We start from the raw sequence: 18,357 nt of genomic DNA, 5'->3' as shown, positions 1-18,357 counted from the left end.
TTTTTAAACTAAAATGGCTGTATTTTACTAAAACGTAACCATTTAACTAAAAATAATGAAAAAAAATCTAATTTTAACCCTCGCGGTTGGTGTGACCGCGTTGTCTTCGATTCTCAGTTGTAAAAAAGAATCCGTACCACAAGAAAGTACTACAACAACATTTTCGGGCAGAGCGAATGTTTCTGCAGTTGTTGGCTATTATGAAAGTCTGGAAAAAGTGGAACTATTTGAAAAGCCGAATGAGCCGGGCACATGGCAGAGTTTTGCTACATATGATGGTCAGACTTTTGAATTCAGCCGTGTACATCTTCAAGATGGGTATGCAGTTGGGTATTTAAATTTTGTTAGGACTGGCACACAAGAGTTTCCAACTGGCGAATACCCAACAGTGGTTGCTGGTCAACAAAGTGAGTGGATCCCGGCAAAACTGTTCGCATATAAAAGAGCTGTTTGCACTACTAGTATTACTAAATCTACGAAATCTTATTCACAAACAGTTTTTGTTGGGAAAGGCGCAGAAGGAAATACATTTGTAGTTTATAGGGATTCATTACAAAATCACGTTTACTATAGCCCCCTTGATTATGGTGAATTACCTATCGATTTCTATGACCGCGTAAATACAACGGACGTCCGTTTAACAAGAATTACTTTCGGGATGAATTGCTTGGGTCCAGATCGGGTTGTCCCAATAAAATTAAGCGCCTCGAAAGATGCTCAAGGCAAGATTCATTTTTGGGTTGGTAGTGTAAACCTAAAAGAACCGAAAGTATACGAAATTACTGATGTTGTTGACTAGCTCCTCTCTTATTATAGATTTAAATTGTTAAACCGTTAACCCTCCTAGCTATAAAATGTTAAATACATAAATTTAACATCTACTTATACCTATCTTTACATTGTAGGGGGTGAGAGCCTTACATCAACTTAATAGTTGAGAGCGTTAATTTAGATAATAATAGCAGTTGCAATTTTGTGGCTGCTTTTTATTCATAAAGCAGAAACTATATTAGTGCTATGTCGATTTTTATGATTTTGCTTTCAAATGTTTTACAAAACAAGATAAGTTAATTCTTTATTGCTCTGTAAATCAGATATTTGATTGATAAAACATGTTTCGCTGGCAGGCAAGAGGTGACCAGTTAAAATCTGGTATTTTCCACTCTAAGATGGCCTTTTTGCATTCAAAGGATTTTAACTTTAATTATCGTCGATACTTTCGCCATTCTTTCCCCTGGTAATGTATGTTCAAAAATTTGTAGGAAAAGGGCTACTCATGTTTGTCTAAGCAGCTCATTACTTTTTGAGAAGCTCATTTTTTTCTCTCTCACTTGCCAGTAATCTTTCGTATAATTCTACTATCTTCTCAAGTGGATTAATAGTGCATAGATAATTGTTATTATTTGAACTACTGTCTGTAAAAGTGTTGCCAATCATGTTGAAAACAGCTTCCTCATTAAAGTTTCTTATAGCGTCTACTGGCAGACCTAATACCGAAGCTATTTTTTCTAAAGTAGAATCCTCAATTTCTTCGCTTTGTTCAAGCTTGCTAATTGCCTGCTGGCTTACACCCAGTTCGGTTGCCAAAGCCTCCTGTTTCATTCCACGTAACTCGCGGATGCGGCTGATTTTTCTGCCAAGGTGTGTTCTGTTTGGTTTTTCTGAGGTTTCCATATTCAAATATATTCAAAAAATCTTTACAGTAAAAAACAACCGAAAACTTGTAAATAACAACTATTATTAAGCTACAAGAATAGTTCAGTTAAGAGCCTTTTTTATGATTAAAATCAATGTTGAAAATGTGCCATTGATTATCAAATTTGTGGCTTATTTTCCAGTCGTAGAATTTGCAGATTTCATTAACAATAGCAAGGCCAAGGCCATTTCCTTTCGATCCTTGTTTATTTTTCTTAAACCGTTTGAATAAATCTTCTTCCGCAAAATCAAGTGCTGTACCGGTATTAGCGAATTGCATAAAGGAGCTATTTAAAGTAATCTTGCCTAGCTTTTTACCATCAGTATGATTGAGCATATTGGAGAGCATGTTTGAAACCAGGATATTTACCAGTGAAACACTTTTATAAACTTTTTCTGAACTTAACGATATTTCCAGCCCAATGCCCTTGTGACTTACAATATCTTCAAGTAAAGTAATATTTTGTGTGATAACTTCTTTCAAATCAATTTCTGCTTCATCTGGAAAATTACTGTTTTCAAGTTTTGCTAATAATAAAAGGCCTTTATTGATTCGGCTTAACTTGTCCACTGCCACTTTTGCATCAGCAAGGAAGATACTGGTATCTTTGGTTAATTCATATTGACTTATCCTTTCCAGTCTGCTTTTGATGATGGCAAGCGGTGTTTGAATTTCATGTGAAGCGTTTTCAGTAAATTCCCGTAAGGCTATAAATTCTTTTTTGGCATTAGAACTGAAACTTTTAATTACAAGGTTCAAATCCTTGAACTCATCTATTGTTGAATCGATTAGCTCAAGTTGGCCCTGCTGTGAAACAGAATAGTTTTTTATAGTCTTTAGGTTTGCCGAAAATGGTTTCCAGATTTTTTTATTCAGGAGATAATTGGCTACAGATCCGATAAACAATAATACCACGGCGATAAACCCGAATATGTAAATGATTGTTTTGGAATATCCTGTCCACCCGATATGGGAGGTCATTACCGTAATCATGTGAACTTTTTCATTGATTAAACGGGGTTTTCTTAAAAGATAATAGCCTTCCAGTTCCCTCTGTATCGGGTCATAAATCAGTGTATCTTTAAAAACGGGATCAACCATCAATTCATCAGTTGATACAACTGCTATTTTAACCAACGGAAAATTGATTTGTTTGCCTGCACGGATTTCCTGAGAAACCATTTGCTCTTGCAGTTCCAGCTGCTCCTTAATTTCTGTTGAAACTTCAACGAAAAGCAGACCGAATAGCAGAAATGCACCAACGCAAAGTACCGCTATCGAGATCCACAAATAATTTAAACTCGTGCGGGTTAGCAACCTCATTACCCGATGAATTTATAGCCAATTCCCCAGATGGTTTTAATGTAATCTTTGCCACTTGATTTCATTAATTTTTTTCGCAGGTTCACCATATGCACATAAATTGCATCAAAGTTGTCAGCCTCGTCAAAATTATCACCCCAGATGTGTTCGGCTATTGAGGTTTTGCCAACCACGCGGTTTTTATTGATCACAAAGTATATCAATAACTGGTATTCCTTTTTGGTCAGTTTGAGTTCATCATTTTTATAATAAAGAATTTTGGAAGTCGTATCGATCGAAAAATCATCAAAAACAATATTTTCTGCACCTTTAAAAGCTTTTCTTCGATGTAGTGCATTTATCCTGGCATTTAACTCTTCTAAGTAAAATGGCTTGGTTAGGTAATCATCTGCACCGAGGTTCAATCCGGTTATTTTGTCATTTAGGGAATTCCTGGCAGAAAGAATCATGATCCCCGTATCTGTTTGGCAAAGCCTGATCTGCCCAATCAAATCCATTCCATTTCCATCAGGAAGGGTAATGTCAAGCACAATTCCATCATAAGTGTAGCTGTTGATTTTCTCAACCGCCTGGTCGTAGTTGTGGGCTTGCTCACAAATACAACCATTAGAAGAGAAATAGCTTAACATTTCATCTAATAAAATGGGTTCGTCTTCAACGAATAGGAGTTTCATGATTAGTTATTTTAAAAAAAACAATGCTAAAATCTTTTTCTTAAGGATTTCTTAAGAATTGCCTCGAATCTTTGCTGCAAGAATAAGACTTATTTAGACTTAATACAAATAATTGTTTATTAATCATTACACCTTTACAAATGGAAATCAAAAAAATTACCCTGGCGCTAATGCTTGCTACCGCTGCATTTAGTTCTTGTAAAAAAGACAATGCTGTAGAATCAGAAACCAGTCTTCGTACAAAAATTGACTATGCAAAAATCACAGCGGATACCAAATACGATAATACAAACACACTTTTCGTTGATGCTTCCGGTAAATCAACCGTCGATTTAACCAATGGTAATAATCGCTATAAAATGTTTCAGGCTATTAATGCCTACGCAGGAACTGGTACTACGGTTGCTTTAGATGCAAACGTATTGAAAGCGATGTTCAGCAACACCGGCACTCCTTTCACTGGTACTTATGCCAGCTTAAACGGTACAACCGTGCAATTGAGAAACGTTGTGGCAACTACATTCTCCGCCACAGATAAAGCAGCTATTTTAGCAAAATTCGATGCAGATTTTACCAATATGGCAACTGCAAGTTCATCTTTTGCGGCTACAGCATCAAACGGTGTAGCGGGTAAATTAGGTACACGTTTAGTTGATGCTAAAGGTTTAGAAGTCGCACAGATTATCCAGAAAGGATTAATTGGTGCATTGCAAATTGATTATATCAGTAATGTTTTATTAAATACAGGCTTATCTGCCGATAACAAAACTGTCGTATCAGGTAAAAACTATACACAATTAGAGCAAAACTGGGATGAGGCATACGGTTTATTAACCATTAACCCTAATTATCTGGCAGGTTCTACTGATGCCGCCAGGGGTACAACTGAATTTGCTTTAGGTTCATATATTTGGGAATATGGTCAGCCAGCCAGCAACGCAAATTATAATTACACTAAAATTTTAGGTGCTTTCCTAAAAGGAAGAGCTGCAATTGCCAATAATGATTTAACTGAAGTAAAGGCACAGGCCTTAATCATCAGAACTACGATTGAACAATCTATTGCACGTGCAGCGGTAGGTTATCTGACCAAATACGGAACCAGAACAACTGATGCCGACAGAGCTCACGATATTGGCGAAGGTGGCGGTTTTATTTATTCATTACGCTTTTTAAAAATGAGTGGAGGCGATGCAGCATTTTCTGATGGCGTGTTAACCGGTCTGTTGGGTGCAAATGGTAATTTCTGGGAAATTACACCAGCCAAAATTGCTACGGCAACTGCAGCCATCAAAGCAAAATTTAATATCTAAATTTTATTAAATCATATTCTATAACCGAATGGATTGCGCTTTTAAAAGTGCAATCCATTTTATCATTTTTAACCGATGAGCTACCTTAAGACCAAATTGATTTTGCCGATCGGGGCACTATTAGCTTTTATGCTGCTATATGCCTGCTCAAAAAAAAGTGAGGGAACAACGCCTGAACCAACCGATAACAATGCTAAAAACAGGAAAGAAATATTAATTAATATTGCGGATAACATTGTTATACCTGCCTACGCCAATTTTAAAACAAAATTGGATGCCATGGTAGTAAAATCAAACGCATTTAATACTGCGCCAACCCTGACATCTTTAACCGAATTGAGGGCAGCCTGGGTTGAAGCTTACATAGAATGGCAAAAAGTAGAGTTGTTTGACTTCGGGCCGGGGCAAACAGAAGCCATCAGGACTTATGTTAATATTTACCCGGCAAATGTTGCCGGTATCAATAGTAATATTACAGCGGGAACCAGTGTAAATCTGGAATTCACAACTGCTATTGCTACTCAGGGTTTCCCGGCAATCGACTACCTGATTAATGGAACAGGGACAGATGACGCAACAGTTTTGGCTTACTTCACTACAGCTACAGATGCCGTAAAACGTAAAGACTATCTTAAAAGAATTGTCGACCGTATTAATACCCTTTTCACAAAGGTGAATACTTCATGGTCTACCTATCGCGATCAGTTTGTGGCTGCTGCAGGAACAGATGCCAGTTCATCACTTTCGGTTATGGTGAACAGCTACGTATTGAACTATGAAAGGTTTATCCGTTCGGGTAAGTTCGGTATTCCTTCAGGTGCGATGATGAATGGCGTTGTCGCGGCGGAAAAAGTTGAGGCATTTTATAAAAAAGATATCTCACTTTCATTAGCAAAGGCTGCCCAGCAGTCTTCCATTGATTTTTTTAATGGTAAAGGTGTAAAAACAGGGGTAGAAGGCGCTTCAATTAAAACCTACCTGGATGCATTAGGCGCAAAGGACAGTAAAACGGGTACCAAACTTTCCCAAATCATTTTAGATCAGTTTGCTTCAAGCACTGCAAAAATGAATTTGTTAAGTCAGAATTTCTTCAGCGAGGTTTCAACCAGTAACCAGAAAATGATCGATGTATATACAGAAATGCAAAAATCAGTTAGAATGCTGAAGGTAGATATGACATCAGCCATGAGCATAACCATTACCTATACCGATAACGACGGAGATTAAATTTTTACAATGTTGGCGAAAAGTTATTTCCAGCGAACTACGCACTCAGCTCCCTTGGCAACCTACAGGATTGCCATTGGACTGATGCTTTTTATTAGTATATCCAGATTTATGCTCAAAGGATGGGTGGCGGAACTATATATAAAACCACATTATTTTTTTTCTTTCTATGGATTTGAATTTATCAAACCATTGGGAAATTATACCTATATCTTATTTGCTGTTTGTGGTATTAGTTCGCTTCTGGTAGCCATCGGATTGTTTTACCGTGTTTCTAGCGTGTTGCTGTTTTGTAGTTTCACCTACATCGAACTGATGGATAAAAGCACCTACCTGAATCATTACTATTTTATGAGTCTGGTACTGTTTATTATGATGTTTTTGCCAGCACAGCGGTATTTTTCCCTTGATGTAATTAGAAACCCTTATTTGCTTGCTGATCAAATTCCGGCCTGGACGGTAGATTTGCTTAAGCTGCTGGCACTGATCCTTTACTTCTATGCCGGATTGGCTAAAATCAATAGCGATTGGCTGCTTAAAGCCCTACCCTTAAAAATATGGCTACCCTCGAAAAACGACTTGCCGCTGATCGGAAATTTGTTGAATTATCCGGTTACAGCTTTCATATTCAGTTGGTTTGGTTGTGTTTATGATTTAACCATTGCCTTTTTTCTCTGGAATAAGCAAACAAGGTTATGGGCATACTTTACCGTAATTATATTTCACCTTACCACAACCATACTTTTTCCCATCGGAATGTTTCCTTATGTGATGATTGTCGCAGCATTGATATTCTTTTCACCTTCATTCCATTTAAAAATTATCAATGTGTTACGAAAGGTGCTGCGATTGGAGAAGCAGACGGCTCTAACCAATGTTACATTTACCTACCAACCGGCAAAGCAACGTTTTTTACTTGGTTTATTTACCCTGTTTTTAACCGTTCAGCTGCTGCTTCCATTTAGATATTTGTTATATCCGGGCACTTTATTCTGGACAGAGCAAGGTTACCGGTTTTCGTGGCGGGTGATGCTGATGGAAAAGGCAGGTTACGCTCAGTTTACGATTAAAGATAAAAACGGAAAATTCGCTATCGCAAACAATAACGAGTTTTTAACCGTATTGCAGGAAAAAATGATGAGTACCCAACCCGACATGATTTTGCAATACGCTCACATGTTAAAAAAATATTATATAAAACAAGGTTTTGTGTCGCCACAAGTATACGTAGATTCTTACGTAGCCCTTAATGGCCGGACAGGACAGGTTTTAATTAACCCAAAGGTAGATTTGGCAAAGCAGGAAGAATCTTTTTTGCCAAAATCCTGGATATTACCATTAAACGATGAAATTAAAGGTTTTTAACACAATCATATTAAGCTTTCTTACCCTTTCCACATTTGCACAATATCGGATTTCCGGCACATTAAAATCTTTGTCTGATAGTACCGTAATTAGCAATGCTACAATTTACCTGAGCGATGATAAAAGTTCCGGTACATCAAATAAGGAGGGGACTTTTACTTTTGATAATATTGCTAAAGGAGAATATACGATAGTAATTAATGCCCTCGGTTTTAAAAGTGATCGCAGAACATTTGTTATAAATGATGGCGATGTAAAACTTACGGTTTATCTCCATCCTTCGAGCGAACAATTGAATGAAGTGGTAATAACCGATAAAAGAAACGATTTTGGTTTTTCGCACTTAAAGGCTGTAGAAAATCTGGGGATATATGAAGGAAAGAAATCTGAAGTCATCAGGCCCGATCAGCTGGTTGCAAATTTATCAACAAATAATGCCAGGCAGGTTTATTCAAAAGTTGCTGGTCTGAATATCTGGGAAAGCGATGGGGCAGGAATCCAGTTAAGCATTGGCGGCAGAGGACTTGATCCAAACAGAACATCTAATTTCAATACCAGGCAAAATGGTTACGATATCAGCGCCGATGCCTTAGGCTATCCGGAAAGCTACTATACTCCTCCGAACGAAGCTGTTGAGCAGATTCAATTGGTTAGGGGAGCTGCTTCATTGCAATATGGAACACAGTTTGGAGGCTTGCTTAATTTTATCATGAAAAAACCAAATCTGGATAAACCCTTTGAACTTGTTGCACGTCAAACTGTAGGCTCATATGGCTTTTATAATACTTTTACAAGTGTTAGTGGCACGGTAAAAAAATTAAGTTATTATTCGTTTTTTCAATATAAAACAGGGAACGGTTATAGAGGTAATTCTGATTTTAATACTTATACAGGCTTTGCAAATCTTAGCTATCAGTTCAGTAATAAAACCAAACTGAGTCTGGAATATACACTGCTTGATTACCTGGCCCATCAGCCAGGGGGCTTATCTGACGACATGTTTAAAGCTGATCCGACGCAGAGTAACCGCGAAAGAAATTGGTTTAAAGTAAACTGGAATCTTTTTGCTTTAAATTTCGACCACGAATTTGATACCAATAATAAAATTAACTTAAGGGTTTTTGGTCTTGATGCAAACAGGTATACCGTTGGTTTTCGGCCTAACCGGGTGGCTACACAAGATTTCGGGACTGAGCCAAGGGACTTGATAAAGGGCGATTTTAATAACTGGGGTATTGAAGGCCGGTACTTAAAGCGTTATCAGCTGTTTAATAAAACTTCAATTTTATTACTAGGTACACGTTACTACCATGGCAGAAATCATAGTGTGCAAGGTCAGGGAACAACAGGAAAAGATGCTGATTTCAATTTTGTACAACCTGAGGTTTTCACGGCCAACGATTATGTTTTTCCAAACAGGAATACGGCATTTTTTGCTGAAAACATTTTTAAGCTGAGCGAAAAATTTTCGATAATACCAGGCTTGAGGTATGAATTTATACATACAAAAGCAGAAGGATATTACGGAACAGTTGCCTATGACCTTGCCGGAAATATTATTAACCATCAGGTAACACCAGAAACAAGAGATAACCAGCGTAATTTTTTACTGGCCGGTTTAGGTTTAAGTTATAAACCCGTTAGTTCTATCAACATTTATGTAAACCTTTCACAAAATTATCGTTCTATAACTTTTAGCGATATGCGGGTGTCAAACCCTTCTTCTGTAATCGACCCCAATTTGCAGGATGAGAAAGGTTTTTCTTTTGATCTGGGCGTCAGAAGTGAAAACCAAAAGTTGATTAACTATGATATCAGTGCATTTTACCTTAATTATAATAACAGAATAGGTGAGGTGCAATTTTATGACCAGAGCGACAGGATATTACGCTTGAGGACCAATATTGGGCAAGCTGTAATTATCGGTGTAGAATCTTATGGCGAAGCCGATTTAATGAAACTCTTGAATGAGGACAGTAGGTTCAGTACCGTTTTATTTGCTAATGCAGCATATATAAAATCTGAGTATCGAAAAAGTCAGATTCCTGGTGTTAAAGGGAATGAAGTGGAGTTTGTACCTGCGCTTAATCTGAAAAGCGGAATCCGGTTGGGTTACCAGAGGTGGAAAGCATCATTTCAGTACACACACTTATCGGATCAGTTTTCTGATGCATCAAATGCTATAGATGGAGGTCTTTCAGCTGTTGTGGGGGTTATCCCTGCTTACAGCATTATGGATTTTAGTACATCATATGAATATAAACGTTACAGGTTGGAAGCGAGTGTAAATAATCTGGCTAATGCTTATTATTTCACAAGAAGAGCTACAGGATATCCAGGCCCAGGAATTATTCCATCAGATAACAGGACATTTTATTTGACATTACAGGTTAAATTATGAGGTAAGAAGAAAGACTATGCCATGTTTTTAGAAGAAAAGAAACAATGAAAAGACCTGATTATCCTGATGGAATTAGCCCCGAAATTTTAATTCCTTTTAATTGATATTCAATAATCTGTTGAGAAATAATTTTTCTAATTAAGCCCATCACTTGATTTACCTAAAGTTAAACAATCAATTGTATTGTCATAACCTTTAACACCAATTTTATTCGCAATTTAGCCGGACTTTGGTCGGATAGAATTGTCATAATTCCGTCTGAACCCCGACCAAAACCCGACTAATCTGCGACTGAACCTATTAATTAACCCGGGATTTTTAAAGTTTTTTGTACTGCGATATTTTTGTTTTTATACACAATACATTTTTGATCCTTAGTGAGGAATTACTTTAACCAAAATGAATATTGTGATTTTGAAGAGCATATAGCTGTTTTTAATAAGACAAACTGTTTGCAAAACAGTATTACATTGCATAGCATTCACAATGCGAAAGCTCATTCTGAATAGGCTTTTTTATGGTAAGAAATGGAACTAAAACGGTAAAACTTCCATCACTGCACTTTCTTATTATATGCTTTTTGTAGTTCTGCCAGCGAATTTTCATAACCCTGCCGATCGATGAATGCTTCAGGCTTGTAAGGATCACCTGGCTGATGTTTTTTATGAAGCTCGAACTGGCTGGCGTGCGATGATAACCAGATGTCGAACTTCAATGGCTTCATTGCTTTAAGGGTGTAATTATAGTCACTGCTGATGTTTGGGTAATTCTTAACTTCCGCAAAGGGCTTATCGGTAACAATGGTCGGCATGTTTGCGATTAACACTTTATAGGTCTTTTTGCCATCTTTAACATCAAAAATATAGCTGCAAGAGCCTTTCGTGTGTCCCGGGTGGTTCAGCATTTTCAGCGTGGTATTGCCAAGGGTAATAAGGTCGTTATTTTTTAATAACCTGTCGGGATTGACAGGCGCATAAGTCCGTACTCCCTTTCCTAATGCATAATCAGAACTTCCGCCATCTTTCATCACCTGCGCATCCGCTTCGTTAACCATCACTTTTGCACCGGTTTTCTTTTTTAAAAGTGCCATTGCGCCCATGTGGTCGTAATGTGCCTGCGTGGTAAGTAGAATTTTTGTATCTGCCAGTTTAAAACCCAAAGCTTTAATGTTGTCTTCAATAATTTTTCCTGAATTTGCCAGGCCTGTATTAATTAAAATGTTTCCTTTCGATGTAGTAATCAGGTAGCAAGCTAAATCATAGGTGCCAACGTAGTATAAATTTCCCGCAATGCGAAAGGGTTTATAAGTTTTAGACCATTCTGCAGGTGTATCGGTAGGTTCCTTTACGCTCTGGGCAGATGTGATAAAGCTGTTTAAGATGATCAGAAAAGCAAAAAATATTGCTTTACAGAAGTTTTGAATATTGATTTTTAAAGGCATATTCAAAGATACATAATAGAGTTAATTTCCTTTATTTTCTTTTCAAAACGTATTCTTTGTAATACTTTGGAGCAAATTTTAAAAAATGCATTCCAGTTAAGCGGATAGCATATTAAAGATAATAAGGGCCTGAGAATCCTTATCCTGGTTATTGATTAATTATCAGGGAAAATTGTAGTGGTGTGGCCGTAAATTTTACGGTCACATTTTTTGTTTTCTTGTCCTCCAAATCAATTTTTAATCACTCTCTCATTTTCAGGTAAAAAAAATGTTAGGCAGTTTTTTTAACTAGGATATTAGTTATTTTAGTCGGAATATCTAAACAAGCTTCATGACAAAACGACTTCTCGCCGTGTGCCTTTTTATGTTGATATCCTCATACCTGAAAGCGCAAACCCAGCACACGATTAAAGGCAAAACAATCGATACTGCCTCAACCACACTACTTTACAAAAGTTCTGTTTCCGTTTTAAATGCGAAAGATTCCACACTGGTCAAATTTACCCGATCGGCAGAGAACGGTTCATTTGAAATTGGCGGGCTGAAAGCCGGAAAATTTATCCTGCTAATTACCTATCCTAAGTATGCTGATTTTGTTGAACCTTTTACGCTTGATTCGGCAAATACTGCTAAGGATTTTAAAAACATAAATTTAACCGGGATGGCTAAAATTTTAGCAGATGTGGTTATAAAAGGAAACAGGAATGCCATTAAAATTAAGGGCGATACCACTGAGTTTGATCCAAAGGCCTATAATATTGAGGCGAATTCGAAAGTAGAGGACTTGTTAAAGCAGTTTCCCGGATTTCAGATTGATAAGGATGGAAAGATTACGGCACAGGGTAAGAAAATCCAGAAAGTGCTGGTTGATGGTGAGGAGTTTTTTGGCGATGACCCCACGCTGGTAACCAAAAACGTAAGAGCCGATATGGTAGAATCGGTGCAGATGTACGACAAAGCCAGCGACCAGGCGAGTTTTACAGGTGTTGATGATGGTGAAAAGGCAAAAACGTTAAATATTAAACTTAAAGAGGATAAGAAAAACGGTTACTTCGGTAAGCTTCAAGGGGGGATTGGTACAAACGAGTTTTACACCGGACAGGGCATGTTCAATAAATTCTGGGGTAAAAAGAAGTTTTCGGCCTATGGCATTCTGGGAAATACAGGAACTGTTGGCTTAGGCTGGGACGACCGCGATAAATACGGTGGTACATCGATGAATGTGAGTGATGAAGGTTATATGTATTTCAGTAGTGGGGATAACGATGATTTTGACCGTTACGACGGGCAATACAATGGCCAGGGGATTCCCGTTGCCCGTACAGGAGGATTACATTTCGACAGTAAATGGAATAAGGATAAAGAATCGTTAAATACGAATTATAAAATCGGTTCGATCAGGGTAAAAGGCGATAGAAATACCATCAGCCAGAACAACTTATCAACGGGCGTTATCAATACCGTGGCTGATCAGTACAATGATAACGATATGTTCCGTCAGAAATTAGATGCCACCTACGAAATTAAGCTTGATACTACCTTAACCTTAAAAGTGAGTGTTGATGGCTCCCTAAAAGAAAGTAATACTTTCAATTACTACAATACGGAAAGCAGGGACGGAAATGATGCAATGTTAAACTCAACCGAAAGAACCTTACAAAATAAAGTGGATGATCAGCTGTTTAACATGAGTGCTCTTTTATCGAAACGTTTTAAAAAGAAAGGGCGTACGGTGTCACTTAGCTTAAGCGAATCCATTACCAAAAGCAACAGCGATGGTTACCTTAATTCGGATAATAAATTTTACAGTACAACGGGTGTCCGCGATAGTTTAATTAACCAATATAAGGTTAATGATATTACCAGTAATGCCTTCCGTTCAAATTTGGTTTATACCGAACCTTTATCCAAAACCTTCACCCTTGTTGTAAATTATGGTTTAAATGTAATGAACGGTAAATCAGACCGGAAATCATTTAACCAGTCGGCAAATGGAAACTACGATATTTTAGATACCCAGTTTAGTAACAATTATGAGCTTGACCAGCTGATTAACCAAGGGGGCGCCATCTTTAATTACAAAAAAGGAAAGACCATTATTAACTTTGGTTCGAAGTTAAGTGGTGTAAACTTTAAACAGGCCGATATTTATAACAACCGTACGTATAACCGGAATTTTATAAACTATATGCCACAGGCTTCTTACCAGTATAGGTTTTCTCAGCAGAAATCGTTAAGGATTAACTATTACGGAAGTACGAATCAGCCAACATTAGAGCAGATTCAGCCCATCCGGATAAATACCGACCCTTTAAATATTTCACTTGGAAACCCTGATTTAAGGCCTTCTTTCAGAAGTACTTTTAGCGGTAATTATAATTCATATAAGGTTTTGAGCGATCAGTCTATATGGCTTGGTGGTTCTTACAGTTTTACTACAAATCCTATTGTGAGTGATGTAACTACCGATGCATCAACGGGGAAAAGTACCATCCGTTCGGCTAATATTTCGGCTAAAACACCTGCAAACTTTTACTTGTATGCCGATGTCGGGCGAAAAATTAAAGGTATTGATTTAAGTGTGGGGCTTAATCTGGGGCTTGATGGAAGTTCATCGTATAATTATATCAACAGCGAATTAAATAATACAAAAAATTACAGCTACCAGGGAGGGATCAGCCTGTCTAAATATGTTGATAAGAAATATAGTTTTTATGGCCGTTTTGGGCCGACCTATACTATTTCGAGGGCGAGTATTGGTACGCTTGGTAACAGTGATGGTTGGGGTTTGAGCGGATATCTTTCAGGAGGCGTAAAATTGCCAGCCAAATTCGAAATTAATTCGGATGCACAATACGAATATAAAGGAACAACACAAACCTTTAACGAAACCTTTACCCGTCTGCTTTGGAATGCATCATTTGCTAAAAAGTTTTTCAAATCAGAAAACTTAAAACTATCCTTAACGGTAAATGATTTGCTAAATCAGAATGTAGGCTTTGACAGGACTGCCTACAACGGAAACATAACACAAAGCAGCTATACCACGATTAAAAGATATTTCATGTTCTCGGTAAGCTGGGATTTTACTAAAATGGGTGGTGTTAAAACACAAAAATAACGATGAAAACTCTCTTAAAATATATTTTCCTTTTTGTTGCGCTTTTTTCGGGCAACAGGCTTTTTGCTCAAAATGCACACTTTGTTGATCACGGTGTAATTGAATTTGAAAAGCGTTCAAATATGTATGCCATTATTAAAAAGAAAATTAATAAGGATAACGAAACCTATTATTTGCCTGCATTTGAACAGTATAAAAAAACAAATCCCCAGTTTAAGGTTTCGAAAAGTACCCTTAGTTTTTCTAAAAATAAAAGCCTCTATAAATGGGCACCAAGTGAAGAAACAATAAGTAATATGTGGCTGGCCAGAGATGCATTTGCCGATCTGAAAAATACAATTGCGACCAATTTTGATGAGCAGACCAGCTTAAGCCAGAAAAGTGTTTATGAGGAACTTTATCTGGTTAAGGATAGTCTTCGTAAAATAAACTGGAAAATTACCGATGAGACCCGGGAAATTGCGGGCTATGATTGTCGCAGGGCGAATGCCCTGATTATGGATTCGATTTACGTGGTTGCTTACTTTACCAACCAGATCGAAGTATCAGGAGGTCCTGAATCTTTTACCGGATTACCCGGAATGATTTTGGGTTTGGCATTGCCGCATGAAAACATGACCTGGTTTGCCACAAAAGTAAGCGAAGTTGCGGTTCCTGAGAAAGATTTAATTCCTCCAGCCAAGGGAAAGCCAACCACTAACAAAGGGCTTAGTGCAATCATTACTGCCGCCTTAAAAAACTGGGGCCCTGAGGCGTTGTCGGAGGTAAAAGTCTTTATGTTTTGAGGTAAATCTCCTGTTATTTTAAATAATTGACTTTTGTCAATAAAAATAAATGTAAAAAAGGTGTTTTTACTGTATGATTAATTAGTGTAAATTCTACTTTTGCTATATGGAAAATCCAAAAAGAAAATCTGACTTAAGTACTTTCTTGCAAAAGGTTAAACAACTAAGAGGTTTCGGCGATATGAATTCATATAGTCTGGTTACCGAATTTAAAGACCTGGGCAACATTCCTGATTATAAGATTAGAAATATTATCGAAGACATGTCTTCTCCACAAACCTGGAATAATGGCAAGTCAATTTTTATTGAAACTGTTTTAGAGAACATCTCGGCAAACTAAGTTGCTGCGCAAAATATAATAAAGCTTTCATTATTAAAACAATGAAAGCTTTTTTTATGCCCTTCGTAATCTGCCCATAAATTTTTATCTTCAATAAAAATCTAATCATCATGAAAAAAATTATCGCTATTTGCTTTTGCCTGAGCATTGTTTTAGGTGTTAAAGCACAAAAAACCGTCCCTGAAATTAAAGCCGGAACCGTAATGTATGCCGGTGCATTCGTGCAAGGACAGGAGTTCCCTTTAATATTAACCATTAAAAGTTTAACTGCGCCGGTAAGTATTGGCTGGTCGGTAGATGGTTATGGCGAAGGCGCTTTTGAAATGAGCGCTAAAGCTTTTGAAAGTGCAACTGAACTTCTTGCCGTTACACAGCCTGCTTTAGGGGTTACTAAATTATCAGACAAGGAAACTTTTGGCATTATTTCTAAATCGGCATTTAAAACGTTAAGCGACACCAAGGCATTTACTTACAGCGGTGTAAATTTCAAGGTAAAATCGCCTGAAACTGCGGCCCTTAAAATTAGCGGTAAAGAAGTTGATGTTTTTCATGTCGTAAGTGAAGATGGAAAGCAGGAATTATGGATTTTAAACAATGCCGCTTTTCCGTTAATTGTGCAATCGGTAGGCCAGGCCACTGATATTGCAGTATCAGAAATTAAATAGCATTTTGACTATAAAAAATAAAGGCCCGAAAGGGCTTTTTTAATTTCAAAGCACTATTTTTACGCCCATTATGGAAAACGACAAAAGAGAAATATTCGATAACGTTGCACAACGCTTAAAAATTGAAGGTTTTAATGTAGTAAATCGCGATGAGACCCGCCCATGGGGAGGTTTCTTTGTTATTGATGAAGCACAGGCACAACAATTTGCTGATACTTATTTTGACGGATTAGATGTAGAGAGTTTAAAAATCGGCGGTAAATTAAGTCCGAAAATTTTAATAGTAGCACCAAATACACGTCTTTCGTGGCAATATCACCACCGCAGGGCAGAAATCTGGCAAGTGGTAACAGGAACTGTGGGTATTAAAACCAGCGAAACTGACGAAGAAGGTGAAGTGAAAAAATATGCACCGAAAGACCAGATTAAATTACAACAAGGCGAACGCCATCGTTTAATCGGTTTAGAAGACTGGGGTGTAGTTGCAGAAATCTGGCAACATACAGATGCATCAAATCCATCGGATGAGAGCGATATTGTAAGGGTTCAGGACGATTTCGGCAGGTAATACATTCATTTAACATAAAGAAAAGGCACGATTGAGTAATCTTTCGTGCCTTTTTTATTTATCTTTGCACGATTTTTAAACGAATCTGAATAACAGGGAACCCTTTAAAAAACTAAACAACAGCTAATTCCGTTAATATTAGCATACATATTATACATGGTTATTTTCATATTTTTTCTTTGTCACTGGTTTTTATCGCTGTTTAGCCAAACTTTTTTTCTCCACCGTTACTCATCGCATAAGATGTTTAAAATGGAGCCTTTCTGGGAGAGATTCTTCTATTTGGTTTTACTGATTTCGCAAGGTTCGTCCTTTTTAAATCCGAGAGCGTATGCCATTTTACACCGTATGCACCATGCTTACAGCGACACGGAAAAAGATCCGCATTCGCCACATTTCTTTAAAGATGTTTTCGGGATGATGATTGCAACCAAGAACATGTATATGAATTACCTGCATTTCAAAATAGAGCCTGAGCCTGCTTTTCGCGGTAACTATCCGGAGTGGCCTATCGTTGATCGGATAGGTGATTCATGGTTCTGGAGAATTGGCTGCGGTTTATTTTATATCGGCTTTTACATTATGTTTGCTAATCACTGGTGGTTATTTATTTTATTGCCTATTCACTTTTTAATGGGACCATTACATGGTGCTATTGTAAACTGGTGCGGCCATAAATATGGTTATGCTAATCATGATAACGACGACCATAGCAAAAATTCTTTACCCTGGGATTTCTTATTAATGGGAGAGTTGTTTCAGAACAACCATCATAAGAAACCAAACAGTCCGAATTTTGCAACTAAATGGTGGGAGTTTGATCCTACTTATCCGGTGATGAAAGTATTGCACTGGATGAAGATTATTAAGATCAGGAAGGTTTAGTGTCTGGTGTTTAGTATCTAGTAGCAAGACACAGGTATCAATTATCAAGATACAAGTATCAAGATGCTGGAGTGAGACACAAATAAATGCATATAATATTTTTAGAGCCAGTTATTTAACGGGCTTTTTTTATTTTATAAGTAAACCATTGCAACATCTCAGCTGATAGGATTTCCGTATATTTAAGAAAATACAAACCTTAAATGATCAACTTTCTTAAACTCGTTTTTTCGGCACTGTTAGTTTTTATGTGTTATAAAGTAATCTCCACTTCACTGGAAAGCAATTTATTCAAAGAGTGGGATTTTCTGGGTAACATCCCGTGGATGCGTGCAACGTTGTGGGATTTTTATGCAAACATCTTTATTATCACGCTCTGGATGTTTTATAAGGAAAAAAGTATTATTCTTAAAATCTCTATTACGGTTTTGTTCGTATGTTTAGGTAGTATAGCAACTTTAGCCTATGTTTTAGTTCATTTGTTCAAACTAAAAGATGGCGAAGGTGTTAAAGAATTGCTGGTGAAAAGGTAAAGGTTTTTGGAATACCAAAG

16 protein-coding genes are annotated in these 18,357 nt (G+C 37.3%); 12 read left to right on the top strand and 4 right to left on the bottom strand.

The features are described from left to right. Positions 1-55 precede the first annotated feature (55 nt). On the top strand, positions 56-799 hold the full coding sequence (locus R2R71_RS10280) for a hypothetical protein (protein WP_316831193.1): 744 nt from the start codon (positions 56-58) through the stop codon (positions 797-799). A 497-nt stretch (positions 800-1,296) separates the two neighbouring features. On the opposite strand, the gene R2R71_RS10275 is transcribed toward R2R71_RS10280, so the two are convergent. From R2R71_RS10275 to R2R71_RS10265, 3 genes are all read right to left on the bottom strand, one after another. Beyond that, positions 1,297-1,674 carry a helix-turn-helix transcriptional regulator gene (locus R2R71_RS10275; RefSeq protein ID WP_316831192.1) on the bottom strand — a complete coding sequence of 126 codons (378 nt, stop codon included), beginning with the start codon at positions 1,672-1,674 and terminating at the stop codon, positions 1,297-1,299. An 88-nt stretch (positions 1,675-1,762) separates the two neighbouring features. Next, on the bottom strand, positions 1,763-3,019 hold the full coding sequence (locus R2R71_RS10270) for a HAMP domain-containing sensor histidine kinase (RefSeq protein WP_316831191.1): 1,257 nt from the start codon (positions 3,017-3,019) through the stop codon (positions 1,763-1,765). After that, positions 3,019-3,693, bottom strand: a complete 675-nt coding sequence (locus R2R71_RS10265) for a response regulator transcription factor (RefSeq protein ID WP_316831190.1) — start codon at positions 3,691-3,693, stop codon at positions 3,019-3,021. The genes R2R71_RS10270 and R2R71_RS10265 overlap by 1 nt, the downstream gene beginning before the upstream one ends. Positions 3,694-3,833: 140 nt before the next feature. Here R2R71_RS10265 and R2R71_RS10260 point away from each other — a divergent pair, with 140 nt between their 5' ends. From R2R71_RS10260 to R2R71_RS10245, 4 genes are all read left to right on the top strand, one after another. Next, the gene (locus tag R2R71_RS10260) at positions 3,834-5,006 is read left to right on the top strand and encodes a DUF4856 domain-containing protein (RefSeq protein WP_316831189.1); all 1,173 of its coding nucleotides are present in this window, start codon (positions 3,834-3,836) and stop codon (positions 5,004-5,006) included. 75 nt (positions 5,007-5,081) lie between these two features. Next, complete coding sequence (locus R2R71_RS10255; protein WP_316831188.1) at positions 5,082-6,233, top strand: imelysin family protein; 1,152 nt, start codon at positions 5,082-5,084, stop codon at positions 6,231-6,233. Between the two features lie 9 nt (positions 6,234-6,242). Next, positions 6,243-7,598 carry an HTTM domain-containing protein gene (locus R2R71_RS10250; protein WP_410478218.1) on the top strand — a complete coding sequence of 452 codons (1,356 nt, stop codon included), beginning with the start codon at positions 6,243-6,245 and terminating at the stop codon, positions 7,596-7,598. Beyond that, positions 7,579-9,999 carry a TonB-dependent receptor gene (locus R2R71_RS10245; protein ID WP_316831186.1) on the top strand — a complete coding sequence of 807 codons (2,421 nt, stop codon included), beginning with the start codon at positions 7,579-7,581 and terminating at the stop codon, positions 9,997-9,999. Before R2R71_RS10250 ends, R2R71_RS10245 begins: the two co-directional genes overlap by 20 nt. Before the next feature lie 553 nt (positions 10,000-10,552). On the opposite strand, the gene bla is transcribed toward R2R71_RS10245, so the two are convergent. Further along, positions 10,553-11,422: a subclass B3 metallo-beta-lactamase gene (bla, locus tag R2R71_RS10240; protein ID WP_410478223.1), complete on the bottom strand. Its 870-nt coding sequence runs from the start codon at positions 11,420-11,422 to the stop codon at positions 10,553-10,555. A gap of 349 nt (positions 11,423-11,771) precedes the next feature. Between bla and R2R71_RS10235 the strand changes: the two genes are divergently transcribed. The 7 genes from R2R71_RS10235 to R2R71_RS10205 all read left to right on the top strand — a co-directional run bounded on the left by R2R71_RS10235 (position 11,772) and on the right by R2R71_RS10205 (position 18,337). Then, positions 11,772-14,561: an outer membrane beta-barrel family protein gene (locus R2R71_RS10235; RefSeq protein WP_316831184.1), complete on the top strand. Its 2,790-nt coding sequence runs from the start codon at positions 11,772-11,774 to the stop codon at positions 14,559-14,561. A 2-nt stretch (positions 14,562-14,563) separates the two neighbouring features. After that, positions 14,564-15,346: a GLPGLI family protein gene (locus R2R71_RS10230; RefSeq protein WP_316831183.1), complete on the top strand. Its 783-nt coding sequence runs from the start codon at positions 14,564-14,566 to the stop codon at positions 15,344-15,346. Positions 15,347-15,452: 106 nt separating this feature from the next. Further along, on the top strand, positions 15,453-15,686 hold the full coding sequence (locus R2R71_RS10225; protein WP_316831182.1) for a hypothetical protein: 234 nt from the start codon (positions 15,453-15,455) through the stop codon (positions 15,684-15,686). A gap of 110 nt (positions 15,687-15,796) precedes the next feature. Then, positions 15,797-16,351: a hypothetical protein gene (locus tag R2R71_RS10220; RefSeq protein ID WP_316831181.1), complete on the top strand. Its 555-nt coding sequence runs from the start codon at positions 15,797-15,799 to the stop codon at positions 16,349-16,351. A 70-nt stretch (positions 16,352-16,421) separates the two neighbouring features. Beyond that, positions 16,422-16,919: a phosphoheptose isomerase gene (locus tag R2R71_RS10215; RefSeq protein ID WP_316831180.1), complete on the top strand. Its 498-nt coding sequence runs from the start codon at positions 16,422-16,424 to the stop codon at positions 16,917-16,919. A gap of 156 nt (positions 16,920-17,075) precedes the next feature. After that, the gene (locus R2R71_RS10210) at positions 17,076-17,804 is read left to right on the top strand and encodes an acyl-CoA desaturase (RefSeq protein ID WP_316831179.1); all 729 of its coding nucleotides are present in this window, start codon (positions 17,076-17,078) and stop codon (positions 17,802-17,804) included. 203 nt (positions 17,805-18,007) lie between these two features. Then, entirely contained in the window at positions 18,008-18,337 is a 330-nt protein-coding gene (locus tag R2R71_RS10205; RefSeq protein ID WP_316831178.1) for a DUF1475 family protein, read from the top strand. Positions 18,338-18,357 lie beyond the last annotated feature (20 nt).

This window comes from Pedobacter aquatilis, assembly GCF_032678405.1.
GTDB lineage: Bacteria > Bacteroidota > Bacteroidia > Sphingobacteriales > Sphingobacteriaceae > Pedobacter > Pedobacter aquatilis_A.
The sequence above is the reverse complement of the archived record's forward strand: the minus strand, read 5'-3'. Positions and strand labels throughout refer to the sequence as shown.

What these genes read in the sequence shown, in the direction of transcription:
- R2R71_RS10280 (WP_316831193.1), top strand. Translation starts at nt 56, where the DNA reads ATGAAAAAAAATCTAATTTTAACCCTCGCGGTTGGTGTGACCGCGTTG.
- R2R71_RS10275 (WP_316831192.1), bottom strand. Translation starts at nt 1,674, where the DNA reads ATGGAAACCTCAGAAAAACCAAACAGAACACACCTTGGCAGAAAAATC.
- R2R71_RS10270 (WP_316831191.1), bottom strand. Translation starts at nt 3,019, where the DNA reads ATGAGGTTGCTAACCCGCACGAGTTTAAATTATTTGTGGATCTCGATA.
- R2R71_RS10265 (WP_316831190.1), bottom strand. Translation starts at nt 3,693, where the DNA reads ATGAAACTCCTATTCGTTGAAGACGAACCCATTTTATTAGATGAAATG.
- R2R71_RS10260 (WP_316831189.1), top strand. Translation starts at nt 3,834, where the DNA reads ATGGAAATCAAAAAAATTACCCTGGCGCTAATGCTTGCTACCGCTGCA.
- R2R71_RS10255 (WP_316831188.1), top strand. Translation starts at nt 5,082, where the DNA reads ATGAGCTACCTTAAGACCAAATTGATTTTGCCGATCGGGGCACTATTA.
- R2R71_RS10250 (WP_410478218.1), top strand. Translation starts at nt 6,243, where the DNA reads ATGTTGGCGAAAAGTTATTTCCAGCGAACTACGCACTCAGCTCCCTTG.
- R2R71_RS10245 (WP_316831186.1), top strand. Translation starts at nt 7,579, where the DNA reads ATGAAATTAAAGGTTTTTAACACAATCATATTAAGCTTTCTTACCCTT.
- R2R71_RS10235 (WP_316831184.1), top strand. Translation starts at nt 11,772, where the DNA reads ATGACAAAACGACTTCTCGCCGTGTGCCTTTTTATGTTGATATCCTCA.
- R2R71_RS10230 (WP_316831183.1), top strand. Translation starts at nt 14,564, where the DNA reads ATGAAAACTCTCTTAAAATATATTTTCCTTTTTGTTGCGCTTTTTTCG.
- R2R71_RS10225 (WP_316831182.1), top strand. Translation starts at nt 15,453, where the DNA reads ATGGAAAATCCAAAAAGAAAATCTGACTTAAGTACTTTCTTGCAAAAG.
- R2R71_RS10220 (WP_316831181.1), top strand. Translation starts at nt 15,797, where the DNA reads ATGAAAAAAATTATCGCTATTTGCTTTTGCCTGAGCATTGTTTTAGGT.
- R2R71_RS10215 (WP_316831180.1), top strand. Translation starts at nt 16,422, where the DNA reads ATGGAAAACGACAAAAGAGAAATATTCGATAACGTTGCACAACGCTTA.
- R2R71_RS10210 (WP_316831179.1), top strand. Translation starts at nt 17,076, where the DNA reads ATGGTTATTTTCATATTTTTTCTTTGTCACTGGTTTTTATCGCTGTTT.
- R2R71_RS10205 (WP_316831178.1), top strand. Translation starts at nt 18,008, where the DNA reads ATGATCAACTTTCTTAAACTCGTTTTTTCGGCACTGTTAGTTTTTATG.